General features: G+C 61.4%; 19 protein-coding genes and 1 tRNA gene. All 20 read left to right on the top strand.

Annotated elements, in window-relative coordinates:
• The first annotated feature begins 128 nt into the window (after window positions 1-128).
• The gene (gene rpsO / locus CT3_RS05470) at window positions 129-395 is read left to right on the top strand and encodes a 30S ribosomal protein S15 (RefSeq protein WP_083520526.1); all 267 of its coding nucleotides are present in this window, start codon (window positions 129-131) and stop codon (window positions 393-395) included.
• Window positions 396-611: 216 nt separating this feature from the next.
• On the top strand, window positions 612-2,873 hold the full coding sequence (pnp, locus tag CT3_RS05475) for a polyribonucleotide nucleotidyltransferase (RefSeq protein WP_066539329.1): 2,262 nt from the start codon (window positions 612-614) through the stop codon (window positions 2,871-2,873).
• A 153-nt stretch (window positions 2,874-3,026) separates the two neighbouring features.
• Window positions 3,027-4,013, top strand: a complete 987-nt coding sequence (locus tag CT3_RS05480; RefSeq protein WP_066539327.1) for an NAD(P)H-quinone oxidoreductase — start codon at window positions 3,027-3,029, stop codon at window positions 4,011-4,013.
• A gap of 8 nt (window positions 4,014-4,021) precedes the next feature.
• The gene (gene tpiA / locus CT3_RS05485; RefSeq protein WP_066539325.1) at window positions 4,022-4,768 is read left to right on the top strand and encodes a triose-phosphate isomerase; all 747 of its coding nucleotides are present in this window, start codon (window positions 4,022-4,024) and stop codon (window positions 4,766-4,768) included.
• A gap of 39 nt (window positions 4,769-4,807) precedes the next feature.
• A complete protein-coding gene (gene secG, locus CT3_RS05490) occupies window positions 4,808-5,203 on the top strand; it encodes a preprotein translocase subunit SecG (protein WP_066539323.1) in 396 nt (131 codons plus the stop codon).
• Window positions 5,204-5,330: 127 nt separating this feature from the next.
• A tRNA-Leu gene (locus CT3_RS05495) sits at window positions 5,331-5,416 on the top strand.
• A gap of 67 nt (window positions 5,417-5,483) precedes the next feature.
• Entirely contained in the window at window positions 5,484-5,843 is a 360-nt protein-coding gene (locus CT3_RS05500) for an NADH-quinone oxidoreductase subunit A (protein ID WP_066539531.1), read from the top strand.
• A 25-nt stretch (window positions 5,844-5,868) separates the two neighbouring features.
• The gene (locus tag CT3_RS05505) at window positions 5,869-6,348 is read left to right on the top strand and encodes a NuoB/complex I 20 kDa subunit family protein (protein ID WP_066539321.1); all 480 of its coding nucleotides are present in this window, start codon (window positions 5,869-5,871) and stop codon (window positions 6,346-6,348) included.
• 9 nt (window positions 6,349-6,357) lie between these two features.
• Window positions 6,358-6,969: an NADH-quinone oxidoreductase subunit C gene (locus tag CT3_RS05510; RefSeq protein WP_066539319.1), complete on the top strand. Its 612-nt coding sequence runs from the start codon at window positions 6,358-6,360 to the stop codon at window positions 6,967-6,969.
• Between the two features lie 29 nt (window positions 6,970-6,998).
• Window positions 6,999-8,252 carry an NADH-quinone oxidoreductase subunit D gene (locus CT3_RS05515; protein ID WP_066539317.1) on the top strand — a complete coding sequence of 418 codons (1,254 nt, stop codon included), beginning with the start codon at window positions 6,999-7,001 and terminating at the stop codon, window positions 8,250-8,252.
• On the top strand, window positions 8,249-8,740 hold the full coding sequence (gene nuoE / locus CT3_RS05520) for an NADH-quinone oxidoreductase subunit NuoE (RefSeq protein ID WP_066539315.1): 492 nt from the start codon (window positions 8,249-8,251) through the stop codon (window positions 8,738-8,740). Before CT3_RS05515 ends, nuoE begins: the two co-directional genes overlap by 4 nt.
• Window positions 8,737-10,113: an NADH-quinone oxidoreductase subunit NuoF gene (gene nuoF / locus CT3_RS05525; protein WP_066539314.1), complete on the top strand. Its 1,377-nt coding sequence runs from the start codon at window positions 8,737-8,739 to the stop codon at window positions 10,111-10,113. Before nuoE ends, nuoF begins: the two co-directional genes overlap by 4 nt.
• 15 nt (window positions 10,114-10,128) lie before the next feature.
• Window positions 10,129-12,243 (top strand): NADH-quinone oxidoreductase subunit NuoG, encoded by a 2,115-nt coding sequence (gene nuoG, locus CT3_RS05530; RefSeq protein ID WP_066539312.1) that lies wholly within the window; start codon window positions 10,129-10,131, stop codon window positions 12,241-12,243.
• Window positions 12,240-13,316: an NADH-quinone oxidoreductase subunit NuoH gene (gene nuoH / locus CT3_RS05535; RefSeq protein WP_066539310.1), complete on the top strand. Its 1,077-nt coding sequence runs from the start codon at window positions 12,240-12,242 to the stop codon at window positions 13,314-13,316. Before nuoG ends, nuoH begins: the two co-directional genes overlap by 4 nt.
• A gap of 15 nt (window positions 13,317-13,331) precedes the next feature.
• Complete coding sequence (gene nuoI / locus CT3_RS05540; protein ID WP_066539308.1) at window positions 13,332-13,841, top strand: NADH-quinone oxidoreductase subunit NuoI; 510 nt, start codon at window positions 13,332-13,334, stop codon at window positions 13,839-13,841.
• Window positions 13,842-13,874: 33 nt separating this feature from the next.
• A complete protein-coding gene (locus tag CT3_RS05545) occupies window positions 13,875-14,531 on the top strand; it encodes an NADH-quinone oxidoreductase subunit J (RefSeq protein WP_066539306.1) in 657 nt (218 codons plus the stop codon).
• Window positions 14,528-14,836, top strand: coding sequence for an NADH-quinone oxidoreductase subunit NuoK (nuoK, locus tag CT3_RS05550; protein ID WP_066539304.1), 309 nt, complete (start codon window positions 14,528-14,530; stop codon window positions 14,834-14,836). Before CT3_RS05545 ends, nuoK begins: the two co-directional genes overlap by 4 nt.
• A gap of 28 nt (window positions 14,837-14,864) precedes the next feature.
• Complete coding sequence (gene nuoL / locus CT3_RS05555) at window positions 14,865-16,916, top strand: NADH-quinone oxidoreductase subunit L (protein ID WP_225608760.1); 2,052 nt, start codon at window positions 14,865-14,867, stop codon at window positions 16,914-16,916.
• A 12-nt stretch (window positions 16,917-16,928) separates the two neighbouring features.
• A complete protein-coding gene (locus CT3_RS05560) occupies window positions 16,929-18,404 on the top strand; it encodes an NADH-quinone oxidoreductase subunit M (protein WP_066539301.1) in 1,476 nt (491 codons plus the stop codon).
• A 24-nt stretch (window positions 18,405-18,428) separates the two neighbouring features.
• Window positions 18,429-19,922, top strand: coding sequence for an NADH-quinone oxidoreductase subunit NuoN (nuoN, locus tag CT3_RS05565; protein WP_066539300.1), 1,494 nt, complete (start codon window positions 18,429-18,431; stop codon window positions 19,920-19,922).
• Window positions 19,923-19,932 lie beyond the last annotated feature (10 nt).

Raw genomic sequence — 19,932 nt, forward strand, 5'->3', positions numbered from 1 at the left:
GGCAGGCGAGCGGCGACTTGTTATAATCGCGGGGTTTTGCATGGTGCAAGACGCACGCAGGCGGCCGTTCCAGCCCTTGCGCAAGTAACCAAAGGCGGCTTTGCGCTGCCTTCCAATAAGGAAAAATCATGATCGCTGCCTCTATCAAGGCTGAAGTTGTCAAGGCCAACGCCCGTGCTGAAAACGACACTGGTAGCCCCGAAGTGCAAGTGGCTCTGCTGACCGCTCGCATCAACGAACTGACCCCTCACTTCAAGCAACACGCCAAGGACCACCACGGTCGTCGCGGCCTGCTGCGCATGGTGAGCCGTCGTCGTAAGCTGCTGGACTACCTGAAGTCCAAGGACGCTGACCGTTACACCGCCCTGATCGCCAAGCTGGGCCTGCGTAAGTAAGCACAGTGCAAGATCAAAACGCCTGAGTTAGCGCGCTAGCTCAGGCGTTTTTTACTTTGGAGTTTGCCCAGACAGAGCGAAGCTGTGTCATTCCACAAATCTGCAAGCTATTGAAAAAATAGCGTTTTGTGCGTTTGTGGAATGGCATCGTGTTCTGTTTGATCTCCAAATCCTGGCTGCAAGAGTGCTTGCGGCCATTCCAACAGGAGTACACACATGACGATGTTCAACAAAGTCACCAAGACCTTCCAATGGGGCCAGCACACGGTCACCATGGAAACCGGCGAAATCGCCCGCCAGGCCTCCGGCGCCGTGCTGGTCAACATCGATGACACCGTGGTGCTGGCCACCGTGGTGGGTTCGAAGATCGCCAAGGCCGGTCAGGACTTCTTCCCTCTGACCGTCGACTACATCGAGAAGACCTACGCCGCCGGCAAGATCCCCGGCAGCTTCTTCAAGCGTGAAGCCAAGCCTTCCGAGCTGGAAACCCTGACCAGCCGCCTGATCGACCGCCCGATCCGTCCGCTGTTCCCCGAAGGTTTCTTCAACGATGTGCACGTGGTCATCCACACGATCTCGCTGAACCCCGAAGTGGATGCCGACATCGCCGCCATGATCGCTGTGTCCGCCGCCCTGTCGGTGTCGGGCATCCCGTTCAACGGCCCCATCGGCGCCGCCCGCGTGGGTTACATCAATGGTGAATACGTGCTGAACCCCGGCCAGACCCTGCGCAAGGATTCGCAGATGGATCTGGTGGTGGCCGGTACCGAATCCGCTGTGCTGATGGTGGAGTCCGAAGCCCTGCAACTGCCGGAAGAAGTGATGCTGGGCGCCGTGATGTTCGGTCACGAGCAAGGCAAGATCGCCATCGACGCCATCCACGAGCTGGTGCGCGAAGGCGGCAAGCCCGCCTGGGAATGGACCGCTCCTGCCAAGGACGACGCCCTGATCGCCAAGGTCGCTGAACTGGGTGAAGCCAAGCTGCGCGATGCCTACCAGCTGCGCAACAAGCAAGCCCGTACGCACGCCTGCCGTCTGGCCTACGCCGACGTGAAGGCCGGCCTGACCGAGCAAGGCATTGCATTCGACGGCGTCAAGGTCGAAGGCATGCTGTTCGACATCGAAGCCCGTATCGTGCGTTCGCAGATCCTGGCCGGTGAGCCCCGCATCGACGGCCGCGACACCCGCACCGTGCGCCCCATCGAGATCCGCAACTCCGTGCTGCCCCGCACCCACGGCTCGGCCCTGTTCACACGTGGTGAAACCCAGGCCCTGGTGATCTCCACCCTGGGCACCGAGCGCGATGCCCAGCGCATCGACGCGCTGGCTGGCGAGTTCGAAGACCGCTTCCTGTTCCACTACAACATGCCTCCCTTTGCCACCGGTGAAGTGGGCCGCATGGGTTCGACCAAGCGCCGCGAAATCGGCCACGGCCGTCTGGCCAAGCGTGCTCTGGCCGCTTGCCTGCCGACGAAGGAAGAATTCCCCTACACCATCCGCGTGGTGTCGGAAATCACCGAATCCAACGGCTCCTCGTCGATGGCATCGGTGTGCGGCGGCTGCCTGTCCATGATGGACGCCGGCGTGCCCATGAAGGCGCACGTGGCTGGTATCGCCATGGGCCTGATCAAGGAAGACAACCGCTTCGCCGTGCTGACCGACATCCTGGGTGACGAAGATCACCTGGGTGACATGGACTTCAAGGTGGCCGGTACCACCAACGGCATCACGGCCCTGCAGATGGACATCAAGATCCAGGGCATTACCAAGGAAATCATGCAGGTTGCCCTGGCCCAGGCCAAGGAAGCGCGCATGCACATCCTGGGCAAGATGCAAGAGGCCATGGGTGAAGCCAAGACCGAAGTCTCCAGCTTTGCTCCCAAGCTGTACACCATGAAGATCAACCCCGAGAAGATCCGTGACGTGATCGGCAAGGGCGGCGCCACCATCCGTGCGCTGACCGAAGAGACCGGCACCCAGATCAATATCGAGGAAGACGGCACCATCACCATTGCTGCCACCGACGGCGCCAAGGCCGAAGCCGCCAAGCTGCGCATCGAGCAGATCACGGCCGAAGTTGAAATCGGCAAGGTCTACGAAGGTCCCGTGGTCAAGATCCTGGACTTCGGCGCACTGGTCAACCTGCTGCCCGGCAAGGACGGTCTGCTGCACATCAGCCAGATCGCCCACGAGCGCGTGGAAAAGGTCACCGACTACCTGCAAGAAGGCCAAGTGGTCCAGGTCAAGGTGCTGGAGACCGACGACAAGGGCCGTGTCAAGCTGTCCATGAAGGCGCTGACCGAGCGTCCCGCCGGCATGGAGCGCAGCGAGCGTCCGGCCCCGGCCGAGCGCGGTGACCGTGCTCCCCGCCAACCGCGCGAGTTCCGTGAACCCCGCGAGCCGCGTGAGCCCCGCCAGCCGCGTGACCCGGCTGTCGATGCTGACCAACAGCAGCAACAGCAACAGCAACAGCAGTAATCCCTTCCCGTAAGGGATGCTGCCGGCCGTGGGTGGCTGCAGAGCAATCTGCAGCACCCACGGTTTTTGTGTCAAAAAGCGCGCTATTGCCGCACAGGTCTTGGACGGTGCCTGCAATGGAGGCCAGAATTTTGTAAAGGATGTGCGCCAAGCATGCAGGCCATAGAAATCAGCCGTTTCGGTCCTCCCGAAGTGCTGCAGCCCTGTGAACGACCCACGCCCCAGCCGCAGGCGGGCGAGGTGTTGATTCGTGTGCGCGCCAGTGGCGTCAACCGCCCGGACGTGGTGCAGCGCAAAGGTGCCTACCCCCCGCCGCCCGGTGCGTCGGACCTGCCGGGTCTGGAAGTGGCTGGTGTCATCGAGTCGGGTGATGCAGCCGCCATGGCGGCTGCCGGTCTGGCCGTGGGTGACCGGGTCTGTGCGCTGCTGCAAGGCGGCGGCTATGCCCAGTACTGCACCGTGCCGGTGGGTCAGTGCCTGCCGGTGCCGCAGGGGCTGAGCGACGAAGAGGCCGCAGCGCTGCCCGAGACCTTTTTCACGGTCTGGAGCAATGTGTTCCAGCGGGGGCGTCTGCAGGCGGGTGAAACGCTGTTGATCCAGGGTGGCAGCAGCGGCATTGGCGTTACGGCCATCCAACTGGCCAAGGCCTTTGGATCCACGGTCATTGTGACTGCGGGTTCGGATGAAAAATGCGCCGAATGCCTGGCTCTGGGTGCGGACCATGCCATCAACTACAAGAGCCAGGATTTCGAGCAAGAAGCCTTGCGCCTGACGGGTGGCAAGGGGGTTGACGTGATCCTGGACATGGTGGCCGGTAGCTATGTGGAGCGCGAAGTGCGCTGCCTGGCGGAAGACGGTCGCCTGGTGGTGATTGCGGTGCAGGGCGGTCTGGAGTCGGGCTTCAATGCCGGCCTGCTGATGCGCCGCCGCCTGACGGTGACGGGAAGCACGCTGCGTCCGCGCAGCGAGGCGTTCAAGGCCGCCATCGGTCAGGAACTGCGGGACAGGGTGTGGCCGCTGCTGGAGCAGCGCCGCGTGCGTCCCATCATCCACAGCCGCTTTGCAGCGCAGGATGCCGCCCAGGCCCATGCCTTGATGGAGTCGGGTCAACTCATTGGCAAGATCGTTTTGACGTGGTGAGCGAACACATGAAGAAGAAGCTGATTGTTGGCAACTGGAAGATGAATGGCGGCCTGCAGGCCAATGCCGAGCTGCTGGCGGGCATCCGCCAGGGTCTGCCGGCCGCGCTGCAGTGCGGCGTGGGTGTGGCCGTTCCGGCGGTCTACCTGGCCCAGGTGCAGGCGCTGGTGCAGGACTCGCCGATTGCGCTGGGTGTCCAGGATGTGTCGCAGCACGAAAAAGGTGCCTACACCGGAGAGGTGTCGGCCGCCATGCTGCAGGAGTTTGGTGTGCGCTACGCCCTGGTGGGGCACAGCGAGCGCCGCCAGTACCACGGCGAAACCGATGCCGATGTGGCGCACAAGGCCCAGGCCGCTCTGGCCAAGGGCATCACGCCGGTGGTGTGTGTGGGCGAGACCCTGGCCGAGCGCGAAGCCGGCCAGACCGAAGCCGTGGTCAAGCGCCAGCTGGCGGCGGTGATCCAGCACGTGGGCCATTGCGTCAGCGAGCTGGTGGTGGCGTACGAGCCGGTCTGGGCCATCGGCACCGGCAAGACGGCTTCGCCCGAGCAGGCCCAGCAGGTGCATGCCGTGCTGCGTGCACAGCTGGCGGCCGCGACCCAGCAGGCCGATCGCGTGCCGCTGCTGTACGGCGGCAGCATGAATGCCGCCAATGCGGCCCAGCTGCTGGCCCAGCCCGATATCGATGGCGGTCTGATTGGCGGTGCGTCGCTCAAGGCCGCAGATTTTCTGCAAATTATTGCTGCAGCTCAATAAGCTGGAGTGTGAATAGCTACTGATTTAGGAGTGAATGAAATGCAAGCGTTTTCTGGTGTGATTCTGGGCATTCAAATGCTGGCGGCCCTGGGCATGATTGGTCTGATCCTGATCCAGCACGGCAAGGGTGCGGACATGGGTGCGGCCTTTGGCAGCGGCAGCTCCGGCAGCCTGTTCGGGGCTTCGGGCAGTGCCAACTTCCTGTCGCGCACCACCGGCATTCTGGCCGCGGTATTCTTTGTCTGCACGCTGGCCCTGGCCTACCTGGGCAACACACGCCCTGCCAGCACAGGCAGCGTGCTGGAAAACACGCCTGCCGCCAGCATTCCTGCCCCGGCTGCCGTGAGCAAGGATGTGCCCGCGCCCGTTGCGAACGACGTGCCCGCACCGGTGCAGCAGCCTGCTGCCACAACGGAGCCTGCTCCCGCGAAATAAATTGAAGCAATCCGGAAAATACTTCGATGCAAGTGTTTTTCCGGATAGAATATAGGGATTGCCTGGACAGCCAAAGCCCAGTTAGAGGGGGCTCCTCATGCCATCCGGGTGATCTGAGACGAAAAAAGCCGTCGTGGTGGAATTGGTAGACACGCTATCTTGAGGGGGTAGTGGCGTAAAGCTGTGCGAGTTCGAGTCTCGCCGACGGCACCACACATAACAAGCCTGCCCTGATCAGGCAGTGGTCGGGGCAAGGTCAAGCGGGAAACGCGACCTCAAGATGAACCTCGATCAATACCTCCCCGTTCTCTTGTTCATCCTCGTTGGCATGGCCGTCGGTGTCGTGCCCCTGGTGCTCGGCTACGTGCTGGGTCCCAACCGACCGGATGACGCCAAGAACTCTCCTTACGAATGCGGTTTTGAGGCCTTCGAAGACGCGCGCATGAAATTCGATGTGCGCTACTACCTCGTCGCCATTCTGTTTATCCTCTTTGATTTGGAAATCGCTTTCCTGCTGCCTTGGGCCGTTGCGCTCGAGGATGTGGGCATTGCTGGTTTCGTCGCTGTGCTGATCTTCCTGGCCGTTCTTGTCGTAGGCTTTGCCTACGAGTGGAAAAAGGGCGCCCTGGACTGGGAATAACAGCTGAATTCGAAAAGGAAACACGATGATCGAAGGTGTGATGAAGGAAGGCTTCGTCACCACCAGCTATGACGCTGTGGTGAACTGGGCCAAAACCGGATCGATCTGGCCCATGACGTTCGGTCTGGCCTGCTGTGCGGTGGAAATGATGCATGCCGCCGCGGCGCGCTATGACCTGGCGCGCTTTGGTGCGGAAGTGTTCCGTCCCAGCCCGCGCCAGTCTGACCTGATGATTGTGGCTGGCACGCTGTGCAACAAGATGGCACCGGCCCTGCGCAAGGTCTACGACCAGATGTCCGAGCCGCGCTGGGTGCTCTCCATGGGTTCCTGCGCCAATGGCGGCGGCTACTACCACTACAGCTATTCCGTGGTGCGCGGTTGCGACCGCGTGGTGCCTGTGGACGTGTACGTGCCGGGCTGCCCCCCCACTGCCGAAGCGCTGATCTACGGCATCATTCAGCTGCAGCAAAAAATCCGCCGCACGAACACCATCGCTCGCGTCTAAGGAGTCGAGATGTCTGCTATCGCTATCCATCCCGAAAAGCTTCGGGATCTGGTGGCTGCTGCCCTGGGCGACAAAGCCCGCAGCGTCACTGTCGCGCTGGGCGAGGTCACCGCTGAGGTGCCTGCGGCCCAGTATTACGCTGCCATGCAAACGCTGCGCGATGCGCCCGGCTGCCAGTTCGAACAACTGGTCGACCTGTGCGGTCTGGACTACTCTGCTTACGCTGAAGTGGGTACCGAAGGTGCCCGCTTTGCCGTGGTGTCGCACCTGTTGTCGGTGTCGCTGAACCAGCGTCTGCGGGTGCGCGTGTACGCCGAGGACGATGATTTCCCGGTGGTTGCTTCGGTGAATCCGCTGTGGAGCTCGGCCAACTGGTTCGAGCGCGAGGCGTTCGACCTGTTCGGCATCATGTTCGAAGGCCACGACGACCTGCGCCGCATCCTGACCGACTACGGTTTCATCGGCCACCCCTTCCGCAAGGACTTCCCCCTGTCGGGTCACGTGGAAATGCGCTTCGACGAAGAGCTGGGTCGCGTGGTCTACCAGCCGGTGACGATCGAGCCGCGCGAAATCACTCCGCGCATCATCCGTGAAGAAAACTACGGCGGAGGCCTGCACTGAAGGCGCGCGTCGCTTTCTGACGGAAGACCATGGCTGAAATCAAGAACTATTCCCTGAACTTTGGTCCGCAGCACCCGGCAGCGCACGGTGTGCTGCGTCTGGTGCTGGAGCTGGACGGTGAAGTGGTGCAACGTGCCGACCCGCACGTGGGCCTGCTGCACCGCGGGACCGAAAAGCTCGCCGAGCACAAGACCTTCATCCAGTCGCTGCCCTATATGGACCGCCTGGACTACGTGTCCATGATGTGCAACGAGCACGCCTACTGCCTTGCTATCGAAAAACTCATGGGCATCGAGGTGCCCAAGCGTGCGCAGTACATCCGTGTGATGTTCTCCGAAATCACGCGCCTGCTGAACCACCTGATGTGGCTGGGTTCGAACGGCATGGACTGCGGCGCGTCCACAGTGCTGATGTACACCTTCCGCGAACGTGAAGACTTGTTCGACATGTACGAGGCCGTCTCCGGCGCGCGCATGCACGCAGCCTACTTCCGTCCGGGCGGCGTCTACCGTGACCTGCCGGACACCATGCCCCAGTTCAAGGCCAGCAAGGTCCGCAATGCCAAGGGCATCGCGGAGCTGAACAAGAACCGCCAGGGTTCGCTGCTGGACTTCATTGAAGACTTCACCAACCGCTTCCCCAAGTGTGTGGATGAATACGAAACCCTGCTGACGGACAACCGTATCTGGAAGCAGCGCATGGTCGGCATCGGCGTGGTGAACGCCGAGCGCGCGTTGAACATGGGCTTCACCGGCCCGATGCTGCGTGGCTCCGGCATTGCCTGGGATCTGCGCAAGAAGCAGCCTTATGAGGTGTACTCGGAGCTGGACTTCGACATCCCCGTGGGAAAGACCGGCGACTGCTACGACCGCTATCTGGTGCGCGTGGCCGAAATGCGCCAGTCCAACAGCCTGATCCAGCAGTGCGTGAAGTGGCTGCGTGCCAACCCCGGTCCGGTGATCACCGAGAACCACAAGGTGGCCCCGCCTGCCCGCGAAGCCATGAAGTCCAACATGGAAGAGCTGATCCACCACTTCAAGCTCTTCACCGAAGGCTTCAAGGTGCCCGAAGGCGAAGCGTATGCCGCCGTTGAGCACCCCAAGGGTGAGTTTGGTATTTACATGGTGAGCGATGGCGCCAACAAGCCCTATCGTCTGAAGATCCGTGCCCCGGGCTTTGCCCACCTGTCCATGATGGACGAGGTGATTCGCGGACACATGCTGTCCGACGTGGTGGCGGTCATCGGCACCATGGATATCGTGTTCGGAGAGATTGACCGATGATTACTGAAGCGACTAAGGCGCGTTTTGCGCGCGAGGTGGCCAAGTACCCGCCCGAGCAGAAGCAGTCTGCCGTGATGGCCTGCTTGACCATCGTTCAGCAGGAACAGGGCTGGGTCAGCCCTGAGAGCGAAGCTGAAATCGGTGACTACCTGGGCATGCCGGCCATTGCCGTGCATGAGGTCACGACGTTCTACAACATGTACAACCAGCAGCCGGTGGGCAAGTACAAGCTGAATGTGTGCACCAACCTGCCATGCCAGCTGCGCGACGGCTACAAGGCTTTGCACCACCTGGAGCATAAGCTGGGCATCAAGATGGGCGAGACCACGGCCGACGGCATGTTCACGCTGCAGCAGTCCGAGTGCCTGGGCGCCTGCGCCGATTCGCCCGTGATGCTGGTCAACGACCGTTGCATGTGCAGCTTCATGAGCAATGAAAAGCTCGACGAGCTGGTGGACGGCCTGCGCGCTGCGGAGGGCAAGGCATGAGCTCCACCATCCTGAACAATCCCGCCGCCAACGCGGTGCTGGCCAAGTTCGCTTCGTCCGGCAACGAAACCTGTTTCCATGGCCGCCACATCAATCCGCAGATCTATGCGGATCTGGACGGCAGCAACTGGTCCATCAAGGACTACGAAGCACGCGGAGGCTACCAGGCCCTGCGCAAGCTGCTGGGCAAGGATGGCGGCGAAGGTCTGACACAGGACCAGGTCATCGCCACCATGAAGGAATCCGGTCTGCGCGGCCGTGGCGGTGCAGGCTTCCCCACGGGTCTGAAATGGAGCTTCATGCCCCGCCAGTTCCCCGGCCAGAAGCACCTGGTGTGCAACTCGGACGAGGGCGAGCCCGGGACGTGCAAGGATCGTGACATCCTGATGTACAACCCGCACATCGTGATCGAAGGCATGATCATTGCCGCGTACGCGATGGGCATCTCGGTCGGCTACAACTACATCCACGGCGAAATCTTCGAAGTCTATGAACGCTTCGAAGCCGCTCTGGAAGAAGCCCGTGCCGCCGGCTTCCTGGGCAGCAACATCCTGGGCAGCAGCTTCAGCTTCCAGCTGCACGCCCACCACGGTTTTGGCGCCTACATCTGTGGCGAAGAAACCGCGCTGCTGGAGTCGCTGGAAGGCAAGAAGGGGCAGCCCCGCTTCAAGCCGCCATTCCCGGCCAGCTTTGGTCTGTACGGCAAGCCCACGACCATCAACAACACCGAAACCTTCGCGGCGGTGCCCTGGATCATCCGCAACGGCGGTCAGGCCTACCTCGAATGCGGCAAGCCCAACAACGGCGGCACCAAGATCTTCTCGGTCAGCGGTGACGTGAACCTGCCCGGCAACTACGAAGTGCCGATGGGCACGCCTTTCAGCAAGCTGCTGGAACTGGCGGGCGGTGTGCGCACCGGTCGCAAGCTCAAGGCGGTGATCCCTGGCGGTTCGTCCTCCCCGGTGCTGCCGGCCGACGTCATCATGGAATGCACGATGGACTATGACTCCATCTCCAAGGCCGGTTCCATGCTGGGTTCGGGTGCCGTGATCGTGATGGACGATTCGCGTGACATGGTCGAGAGTCTGCTGCGCCTGTCGTATTTCTATTCGCACGAGTCCTGTGGCCAGTGCACGCCCTGCCGCGAAGGCACGGGCTGGCTGTGGCGCGTGGTGAACCGTATCCAGCACGGTGAAGGCCGTCCGGAAGACATCGAGTTGCTGGACTCTGTGTCCGTGAACATCATGGGCCGCACCATCTGCGCCCTGGGCGATGCAGCGGCCATGCCGGTGCGCGCCATGATCAAGCACTTCCGCCACGAGTTCGAAGCGAAGATCCAGAACGCTTCCAAACAGGCTGCCAAGGCCGCCTGATCGCGAGACAAGCATATGGTTGAAATTGAACTGGACGGTAAGAAGGTGGAGGTGGCTGAAGGCTGCATGGTGATGCATGCAGCCGAGAAGGCCGGTACCTACATTCCACATTTCTGCTACCACAAGAAGTTGTCCATTGCGGCGAACTGCCGCATGTGCCTGGTGGACGTGGAAAAAGCGCCCAAGCCCATGCCCGCCTGCGCCACCCCGGTGACGCAAGGCATGATTGTGCGCACCAAGAGCGAAAAGGCCATCAAGGCCCAGCAGTCGGTGATGGAGTTCCTGCTCATCAATCACCCGCTGGATTGCCCGATCTGCGACCAAGGCGGTGAATGCCAGCTGCAGGATCTGGCCGTGGGCTATGGCAGCAGCAGCTCGCGCTACGAAGAAGAAAAGCGCGTGGTGTTCCACAAGGATGTGGGTCCGCTGATTTCCATGGAGGAAATGAGCCGCTGCATCCACTGCACCCGCTGCGTGCGCTTTGGCCAAGAGATCTCCGGCATCATGGAGCTGGGCATGATCCACCGCGGCGAGCACTCGGAAATCACCACCGTGGTGGGCGATACCGTGGACTCGGAGCTGTCGGGCAACATGATCGACATCTGCCCCGTGGGTGCGCTGACCAGCAAGCCTTTCCGCTACAGCGCCCGCACCTGGGAACTGTCGCGCCGCAAGTCGGTGTCGCCCCACGACTCCACCGGTGCCAACCTGATCGTTCAGGTGAAGAACCACAAGGTGATGCGCGTGGTTCCGTTCGAGAACGAAGCCGTCAACGAATGCTGGATTGCCGACCGTGACCGTTTCTCCTATGAAGCGCTCAACGGAGCAGACCGCCTGACCCGCCCCATGCTGAAGCAGGGCGGCGAGTGGAAGGAAGTCGACTGGCAGACCGCGCTGGAATACGTGGCCAATGGCCTGCGCACCATCAAGAACGACCACGGCGCCAACAGCGTGGCCGCTCTGGCCAGCCCGCACAGCACGCTGGAAGAGCTGTACTTGGCTGCCGCGCTGGTGCGCGGTATGGGCAGCGACAGCATCGACTGGCGTCTGCGCCATGCCGAATTTGCCGCTGCACAAGGCGTGCGCTGGCTGGGCATGCCCATTGCCGCCATGAACGAGTTGCAGGCCGTGCTGGTCGTGGGTTCCAACCTGCGCAAGGACCACCCGCTGTTTGCACAGCGTATCCGCCAGGCCGCCAAGAAGGGCTGCCAGGTGTTTGCCATCAATGGCAAGGTGTACGACTGGGCACTGCCCGTGTCCGCCTCGGTGGTGGCTGCTGCCGACTGGGCGCAGGCGCTGGCCGATGTGGCTGCTGCCGTGGCCCAGGCCAAGGGCGTGGCATCTCCCGTGCAAGGCTCTGACAACGCAGAAGCGGCCGCCATTGCGGGCGCACTGCTGTCGGGCGAGCGCAAGGCCATCCTGCTGGGCAATGCGGCTGCGCACCATGCACAGGCCGAAAGCCTGCTGGCTCTGGCGCAGTGGATTGGCGAGCAGACCGGTGCCCACGTGGGCTACCTGACCGAAGCGGCCAACACCGTGGGTGCGCAATGGGTCAAGGCCCAGCCTCAGGCCCAAGGCCTGAATGCGGCACAGATCACGGCCGGCCAGGCCAAGGCCGTGATTCTGCTGAACAACGAGCCCGTGTTCGACACGGCTGCCGGTGCCAAGGCCGTCGAAGGCCTGTCCAAGGCAGAGATGGTGGTGACCTTGAGCCCTTTCAAGACCAATCTGGATTTCAGCGATGTGCTGCTGCCGATTGCACCGTTCACCGAAACCTCGGGCAGCTTCGTCAATGCCGAAGGCCGTGTGCAGAGTTTCCACGCCGTGGTTAAGCCACTGGGCGAAACCCGTCCGGGCTGGAAGGTGCTGCGCGTGCTGGGCAATCTGCTGGGCGTGCAAGGCATGGCGTTCGAATCCTCGCAGGACGTGCTGGCGGCAGCCGCCGGCGGCGTGAGCCAGCTGGGTGCCGAGCTGAACAACCGCACAGCCGCCGCTGCGGCCGTGGTGCAGGGTGCTGTGGCCGAACCGGTGGTGGCCAGTATTTACCAACTGGACAGCATTGTCCGCCGTGCGACGTCGCTGCAACTGACAGCCGATGCGCGCCAGGCACGTGAGGGAGGTGCCGCATGATTGACGCACTCAAGAATGCAGGCGCTGGCCTGATCGCCGCTTCCTGGTGGACCGATGTGGCCTGGCCGGTGATCTGGGTTCTGCTGGGCATCATCGCCATCGTGGCACCGCTGATGATTGCCGTGGCCTACCTGACGCTGTGGGAGCGCAAGTTCCTGGGCTGGATCCAGGTGCGTCCCGGTCCCAACCGCGTGGGTCCCTGGGGCCTGCTGCAGCCGATGGCCGACGGCCTGAAGCTGCTGACCAAGGAACTGATCTTCCCCTCGGCTGCCGCCAAGGGCCTGTTCTATGTCGGCCCGGTGATGGCGATCATGCCGGCCCTGGCCGCCTGGGTGGCGATTCCCTTTGCCCCCGAAGTGGCGCTGGCCAATGTGAACGCAGGTCTGCTGCTGATCATGGCCATCACCTCGATCGAAGTGTATGGCGTGATCATTGCGGGCTGGGCTTCCAACTCCAAGTACGCCTTCCTGGGCGCGCTGCGTGCTTCGGCACAGATGGTGAGCTATGAAATCGCCATGGGCTTCTGCTTCCTGGTGGTCATCATGGTCAGCGGCAGCATGAACCTGACGCAGATCGTGCTGGGCCAAGGCCAGGGCCACTTTGCGAGCATGGGCGTGAGCATCCTGTCGTGGAACTGGCTGCCGCTGCTGCCCATCTTCATCGTCTACCTGATCTCGGTCGTGGCCGAAACCAACCGCCACCCCTTCGACGTGGTGGAAGGCGAGTCGGAAATCGTGGCCGGCCACATGGTTGAGTACTCGGGCATGGGCTTCGCCATCTTCTTCCTGGCTGAATACGCCAGCATGTGGCTGGTGTCCATCCTGGCCGTGATCATGTTCCTGGGCGGATGGCTGCCTCCGTTCGACTTCCTGGGCTTCATCCCCGGCTGGATCTGGCTGGCGATCAAGACGTTCCTGGTGGTGTCGTGCTTCATCTGGATCCGTGCAACGTTCCCGCGCTTCCGTTATGACCAGATCATGCGTCTGGGCTGGAAGATCTTTATCCCTGTCACCCTGGTGTGGCTGGTGCTTGTGGGTGCTTGGCTGCACTCGCCGTGGAACATCTGGAATTAAGGCGGGATACGAACAATGTCTGCTGTTGCTGCAACCCCATTCTCCTTGAAGGACTTTCTCAAGAGCTTCATGCTCTGGGAACTGGCCAAGGGCATGGTTCTGACGGGCCGCTACGCATTTTCGCGCCGCGTGACCATTCAGTTCCCCGAGGAAAAGACGCCGCTGTCGCCGCGCTTCCGTGGCCTGCACGCCCTGCGCCGCTATGAAAATGGCGAAGAGCGCTGCATTGCCTGCAAGCTGTGCGAAGCCGTGTGCCCGGCCATGGCCATCACCATCGAATCGGATGTGCGTGACGATGGTTCGCGTCGCACCACGCGTTACGACATCGATCTGACCAAGTGCATCTTCTGCGGTTTCTGCGAAGAGAGCTGCCCGGTCGACTCGATCGTCGAAACGCAGATCTTTGAATACCACGGCGAAAAGCGTGGCGACCTGTACTTCACCAAGGACATGTTGCTGGCCGTGGGTGACCGCTATGAAGCCGACATCGCCGCTGCCAAGGCAGCCGATGCCAAGTACCGCTGAAGCGGCTCCTGATCAACCAAGAAGATTCGATCCATGGACGCCAAGACTGGTTTTTTCTATCTCTTCTCGGCAGTGCTGCTGTTTGCAGCCTTCCGAGTGGTTACGGCGCGCAACCCCGTGCACGCCGTGCTCAATCTGATTCTGGCTTTCTCGCAGGCTTCCGCCATCTGGCTGCTGCTGAAGGCTGAATTCCTGGCTATCGCGCTGGTGCTGGTGTACCTGGGCGCGGTGCTGGTGCTGTTCCTGTTTGTGGTGATGATGCTGGACATCCGCATTGACGACGTACGACGTGGCTTCTGGCGGCATTTCCCGCTGGCAGCCGTGATCGGCGCGGTCATCACGTTCGAAATGGCACTGGTGGTGATGGGCGGCTTCAGCGGCATGGATGAACCCAAGCCCGTGGCCGATCTGGTGAATGCTGCCGGTCAGGTCATTCCCTATTCCAACACCCAGGCGCTGGGCAAGCTGCTGTACACCGAGTACCTGTACCCGATTGAAATTGCGGCAGTCATCCTGCTGGTGGCCATGATCACGGCCATTGCACTGACGCTGCGCAAGCGCAAAGACAACAAGGCAATCAGCGTTTCCGACCAGGTGCGAGTGCGTGCCCAGGACCGTCTGTCCATCGTCAAGATGCCCAGCACCCAGGCTCCTGTGGAGGAAACCGTTGTGGAGGAGAAGAAGGCATGACGCTCACACTGGGACATTTCCTGACCTTGGGCGCGATGCTGTTCGCGCTGTCGGTTGTCGGGATCTTTCTGAACCGCAAGAACCTGATCGTGCTGCTGATGGCCATCGAGCTGATGCTGCTGTCGGTGAACATGAACTTCGTGGCCTTCTCCCACTACCTGGGTGACATGCACGGCCAGGTGTTCGTGTTCTTCATCCTGACTGTGGCTGCAGCCGAATCGGCCATCGGCCTCGCCATCCTGGTGCTGCTGTTCCGCAACAAGTCCAGCATCAATGCGGAAGATCTCAACACCCTGAAGGGTTGAGTCGCCGGTCTTAGCAAGGTCCAGAAGAATGAGTCAAACCCTCTCTGCATCCATGCTCCTGGCGGTGCCTTTGGCACCGCTGGCGGGCTCCGCATTGGCCGGTATCTTTGGTACAGCCTTTGGCGGCAACAAGTTCGGACGCGGTGCCAGCCGTTCGCTCACCATCTTGGGTGTGCTGGTGGCATTCGTGATTTCCGCGATGACGTTCCAGTCGGTCGTTTTCGACGGCGCCACCTTCAACCAGACCATTTACGAATGGATGACGGTGGGCAGCCTGAAGATGGAGATCGGCTTCCTGATCGACAGCCTGACGGCCATGATGATGTGCGTGGTGACCTTTGTGTCGCTGATGGTGCACATCTACACCATTGGCTACATGGAGGAAGACGACGGCTACAACCGTTTCTTCTCCTACATCTCGCTGTTCACCTTCTCCATGTTGATGCTCGTGATGAGCAACAACCTGCTGCAGCTGTTCTTCGGCTGGGAAGCCGTGGGTCTGGTGTCGTATCTGCTGATCGGTTTCTACTTCAAGAAGGAATCGGCCATCTTCGCGAACATGAAGGCCTTCCTGGTCAACCGCGTTGGTGACTTCGGCTTCATCCTGGGTATCGGCCTGATCGCTGCCTACACCGGCACGTTCAACTACTCGGAAATCTTCGCCAAGCTGCCCGAGATCCAGAACACGCTGCTGCCTGGTACGGCCTGGCTGCTGGTGACCGTGACGGCCATCTGCCTGTTCATCGGTGCGATGGGCAAGTCGGCACAGTTCCCGCTGCATGCCTGGCTGCCGGATTCGATGGAAGGTCCTACCCCCATCTCCGCGCTGATCCACGCGGCCACCATGGTGACCGCCGGTATCTTCATGGTCTCGCGCATGTCGCCGCTGTATGAGCTGTCGGACACCGCGCTGAACTTCATCCTGGTAATCGGCTCCATCACGGCCCTGTTCATGGGTATCCTGGGCATCATCCAGAACGACATCAAGCGCGTGATTGCGTACTCCACGCTGTCGCAGCTGGGTTACATGACCATCGCCCTGGGCGTGTCGGCCTACTCGGTGGCCACGTTCCACCTGATGACGCACGCGTTCTTCAAGGCGCTGCTGTTCCTGGGTGCCGGCTCCGTCATCATGGGCATGCACCACAACCAGGACATCCGCTGGATGGGTGGCGTGCGCAAGTACATGCCCATCACCTGGATCACCTTCCTGCTGGGCAACCTGGCGCTGATCGGTACGCCGTTCTTCTCGGGTTTCTACTCCAAGGACGCCATCATCGAAGCGGTGCACGCTTCGCACCTGCCCGCGGCTGGCTTCGCCACCTTTGCGGTGCTGGCCGGCGTGTTCATCACGGCTTTCTATTCGTTCCGTCTGTACTTCATCGTGTTTCACGGCAAGGAGCGCTACGACCAGAATCCCGATGCACACCATGACGACCACCATGCCCATGATGACCACCACGACGACCACCACGGCCATGGCCACGATGCCAAGCCGCACGAGTCGCCCTGGGTGGTGACCGGTCCTCTGGTCCTGCTGGCCATCCCGTCGGTGGTGATCGGTGCCATGGCACTGATGCCCATGCTGTTTGGTGACTTCTTCAAGGGCGTGATCTACGTCGACGGCACCAAGCACCACGCCATGGCCGAACTGGCCGCGGACATCCACGGCTGGCTGCCCATGGCACTGCACGGTTTCCAGACCGCGCCGTTCTGGCTGGCTCTGGCCGGTGTGGTGGTCTCCTATGTGTTCTACATGGTCATGCCTGCCATCCCCACGGCCATCAAGTCGTTCTCGCAAAAGATCGGCCTGTATCAGGTGCTGGAAGGCAAGTACGGTGTGGACTGGGTCTACGAAAACATCTTTGCACGCGGCTCGCGTTGCCTGGGTACCGGTCTGTGGAAGGTGGGTGACCAAACCTTGATCGACGGTGTTGTCGTCAACGGTTCCTGGAAGCTGGTGGGCAAGATCGCTTCGGTGGTCCGCTGGTTCCAGTCGGGCTATATCTACCACTATGCATTGGTCATGATCCTGGGCATCTTCCTGCTCATGACTTATTTCGTGTGGCTCAACAAGTAAGGAAGTAGAAAAATGGGATTGTTGAGTCTTGCCATTTGGACACCGATTCTTTTTGGTGTCGTGCTGCTGGCACTGGGACGTGAAAGCCAGGTCCGCGCCGTGCGCTGGCTGGCCCTGATCGGGGCCATTGCCGGCCTGCTGGTGACCTTGCCGCTGCTGTCCGGCTTTGACACGACGACTGCCAACATGCAGTTCGTGGAAAAGTCGCTGTGGATTGAACGTTTCAATATCCACTACCACCTGGGCCTGGACGGCCTGTCGTTCTGGTTCGTGCCGCTGACGGCCTTCATCACGGTGATCGTGGTGATCGCTTCCTGGGAGAACATCACCGAGCGCGTGAACCAGTACATGGGCGCGTTCCTGATCCTGTCGGGTCTGATGGTCGGCGTGTTCTGCGCACTGGACGGCCTGCTGTTCTACGTGTTCTTCGAAGCCACGCTGATTCCGATGTACCTGATCATCGGTATCTGGGGTGGTCCGAACAAGATCTACGCCGCGTTCAAGTTCTTCCTGTACACCCTGATGGGCTCGCTGCTCACCCTGGTGGCGCTGATCTACCTGTACAACAAGTCGGGTGGCAGCTTTGACATCCAGACCTGGCACCAGCTGCCGCTGGGCAGCACGGCCCAGACGCTGATCTTCTTTGCCTTCTTCGCTGCGTTTGCCGTGAAGGTGCCGATGTGGCCGGTGCACACCTGGCTGCCCGACGTGCACGTGGAAGCGCCTACAGGCGGTTCTGCCGTGCTGGCGGCCATCATGCTGAAGCTGGGTGCCTATGGTTTCCTGCGCTTCTCGCTGCCCATCGCTCCGGATGCCGCCCGTGAATGGGCCTGGCTGATGATCACCCTGTCCCTGGTGGCCGTGATCTATGTGGGCATGGTGGCGCTGGTCCAGAAGGACATGAAGAAGCTGGTGGCGTACTCGTCCGTGGCCCACATGGGTTTCGTGACCCTGGGCTTCTTCATCTTCAACGACCTGGGCGTGGCCGGCGGTATCGTGCAGATGATTGCCCACGGCTTTGTGTCGGGCGCCATGTTCCTGTGCATCGGCGTGCTGTACGACCGCGTGCACTCCCGTGAAATCGCCGCGTACGGCGGTGTGGTCAACACCATGCCCAAGTTCGCTGCGTTTGCCCTGCTGTTTGCCATGGCCAACTGCGGCCTGCCTGCCACGGCCGGTTTCGTGGGTGAGTGGATGGTGATCCTGGCTGCCGTGAAGTTCAACTTCTGGGTGGGCATGGGCGCTGCCACGGCACTGATGTTTGGCGCGGCCTACACCCTGTGGATGTACAAGCGCGTCTATCTGGGCCCTGTGGCCAACGACCATGTGAAGGAGCTGCAGGACATCAACTGCCGCGAATTCCTGGTGCTGGGTGTGCTGGCCGTTGCCGTGCTGTACATGGGTATCTATCCCAAGCCCTTCACGGACGTGATGGATGTGTCGGTGGCGCAGCTGCTGCAGCACGTGGCACAGAGCAAGCTCCCCTGACAGGACAGAACTGAGAGATTCGAGATGATTGACAACATCAGCTGGCTTTCGATCTACCCCGAGATCGTGCTCCTAGTCATGGGATGCGTGATCGCCCTGGTAGATCTGGGTGTCAAAAGCCCACGCCGCACAGCGACCTATGTGCTGACCTTGCTGACGCTGGCCGTGGTCGCCGTCATGCAGGCCATGTATGCCTCCAGCGGCAATACCTTCTACGGCTGGGGCAACATGGTGGTCTCCGACGCCATGGGCAACTGGCTCAAGTGCTTCGCCACTGTCGCCATGATGGTGACCCTGGTCTACGGCCGTCCCTACGCGGGCGACCGCGGCATGCTGCAAGGCGGCGAGTTCTTCACGCTGTCCATGTTCGCGCTGCTGGGCATGTTCATCATGATTTCCGGCAACAACTTCCTGCTGATTTACCTCGGCCTGGAATGTCTGACGCTCTCCAGCTACGCGCTGGTGGCGCTGCGCCGCGACCATGCCACTTCCACCGAAGCGGCCATGAAGTACTTCGTGCTGGGTGCCATGGCTTCCGGTTTCCTGCTGTACGGCATGTCCATGCTCTACGGTGCCACCGGTTCGCTGGACATTGGTGAAGTCTTCAAGGCCATCAACTCCGGTCAGATCAAGCACCAGGTGCTGGTCTTCGGTCTGGTGTTCATCGTGGCTGGCCTGGCCTTCAAGCTGGGTGCCGTGCCTTTCCACATGTGGGTGCCTGACGTGTACCAGGGCGCTCCCACCGCCATCACCGCCATGATCGGCGGCGCGCCCAAGCTGGCCGCTTTCGCCATGGTGATGCGCCTGCTGGTGGACGGCCTGCTGCCGCTGGCCATCGACTGGCAGCAGATGCTGGCCGTGCTGGCGATTGCGTCGCTGCTGGTGGGTAACCTGGCTGCCATCATGCAGACCAACCTCAAGCGCATGCTGGCCTACTCCACCATTGCGCAAATGGGTTTTGTGCTGCTGGGCCTGCTGTCCGGCGTGGTCAACGGCAACGTGAACCCTGCCAACGTGGAAAGCGCCTACAGCTCCGCCATGTTCTATGTGGTGACCTATGTGCTGACCACCCTGGCTGCGTTCGGCGTGATCCTGCTGCTGTCGCGTGAAGGCTTCGAAAGCGAAGAAATCTCCGACCTGGCTGGCCTGAACCAGCGCAGCCCGCTGTATGCCGGCGTGATGGCCGCCTGCCTGTTCTCCATGGCCGGTATCCCTCCGCTGGTGGGCTTCTACGCCAAGCTGGCCGTGCTGCAGGCCCTGGTGGCTTCCGGTCAGGCGCTGTACATCGGTCTGGCCGTGTTCGCGGTGGTGATGTCGCTGATCGGCGCCTTCTACTACCTGCGCGTCGTCAAGGTCATGTACTTCGACAAGCCGCTGACCGCGACCAGCGTGTCCGCTCCGTTCGACGTGCGTGCCGTGCTGACCGTCAATGGTGCCCTGGTGCTGCTGCTGGGCATCTTCCCCAGCGCACTGATGTCCCTGTGCGCCGATGCGATAGTGCGCGCCCTGGCGTCATGAGGCTTTAAAA

Source organism: Comamonas terrigena NBRC 13299 (assembly GCF_006740045.1).
Classification (GTDB): domain Bacteria; phylum Pseudomonadota; class Gammaproteobacteria; order Burkholderiales; family Burkholderiaceae_C; genus Comamonas; species Comamonas terrigena.

What these genes read in the sequence shown, in the direction of transcription:
- rpsO (WP_083520526.1), top strand. Translation starts at nt 129, where the DNA reads ATGATCGCTGCCTCTATCAAGGCTGAAGTTGTCAAGGCCAACGCCCGT.
- pnp (WP_066539329.1), top strand. Translation starts at nt 612, where the DNA reads ATGACGATGTTCAACAAAGTCACCAAGACCTTCCAATGGGGCCAGCAC.
- CT3_RS05480 (WP_066539327.1), top strand. Translation starts at nt 3,027, where the DNA reads ATGCAGGCCATAGAAATCAGCCGTTTCGGTCCTCCCGAAGTGCTGCAG.
- tpiA (WP_066539325.1), top strand. Translation starts at nt 4,022, where the DNA reads ATGAAGAAGAAGCTGATTGTTGGCAACTGGAAGATGAATGGCGGCCTG.
- secG (WP_066539323.1), top strand. Translation starts at nt 4,808, where the DNA reads ATGCAAGCGTTTTCTGGTGTGATTCTGGGCATTCAAATGCTGGCGGCC.
- CT3_RS05500 (WP_066539531.1), top strand. Translation starts at nt 5,484, where the DNA reads ATGAACCTCGATCAATACCTCCCCGTTCTCTTGTTCATCCTCGTTGGC.
- CT3_RS05505 (WP_066539321.1), top strand. Translation starts at nt 5,869, where the DNA reads ATGATCGAAGGTGTGATGAAGGAAGGCTTCGTCACCACCAGCTATGAC.
- CT3_RS05510 (WP_066539319.1), top strand. Translation starts at nt 6,358, where the DNA reads ATGTCTGCTATCGCTATCCATCCCGAAAAGCTTCGGGATCTGGTGGCT.
- CT3_RS05515 (WP_066539317.1), top strand. Translation starts at nt 6,999, where the DNA reads ATGGCTGAAATCAAGAACTATTCCCTGAACTTTGGTCCGCAGCACCCG.
- nuoE (WP_066539315.1), top strand. Translation starts at nt 8,249, where the DNA reads ATGATTACTGAAGCGACTAAGGCGCGTTTTGCGCGCGAGGTGGCCAAG.
- nuoF (WP_066539314.1), top strand. Translation starts at nt 8,737, where the DNA reads ATGAGCTCCACCATCCTGAACAATCCCGCCGCCAACGCGGTGCTGGCC.
- nuoG (WP_066539312.1), top strand. Translation starts at nt 10,129, where the DNA reads ATGGTTGAAATTGAACTGGACGGTAAGAAGGTGGAGGTGGCTGAAGGC.
- nuoH (WP_066539310.1), top strand. Translation starts at nt 12,240, where the DNA reads ATGATTGACGCACTCAAGAATGCAGGCGCTGGCCTGATCGCCGCTTCC.
- nuoI (WP_066539308.1), top strand. Translation starts at nt 13,332, where the DNA reads ATGTCTGCTGTTGCTGCAACCCCATTCTCCTTGAAGGACTTTCTCAAG.
- CT3_RS05545 (WP_066539306.1), top strand. Translation starts at nt 13,875, where the DNA reads ATGGACGCCAAGACTGGTTTTTTCTATCTCTTCTCGGCAGTGCTGCTG.
- nuoK (WP_066539304.1), top strand. Translation starts at nt 14,528, where the DNA reads ATGACGCTCACACTGGGACATTTCCTGACCTTGGGCGCGATGCTGTTC.
- nuoL (WP_225608760.1), top strand. Translation starts at nt 14,865, where the DNA reads ATGAGTCAAACCCTCTCTGCATCCATGCTCCTGGCGGTGCCTTTGGCA.
- CT3_RS05560 (WP_066539301.1), top strand. Translation starts at nt 16,929, where the DNA reads ATGGGATTGTTGAGTCTTGCCATTTGGACACCGATTCTTTTTGGTGTC.
- nuoN (WP_066539300.1), top strand. Translation starts at nt 18,429, where the DNA reads ATGATTGACAACATCAGCTGGCTTTCGATCTACCCCGAGATCGTGCTC.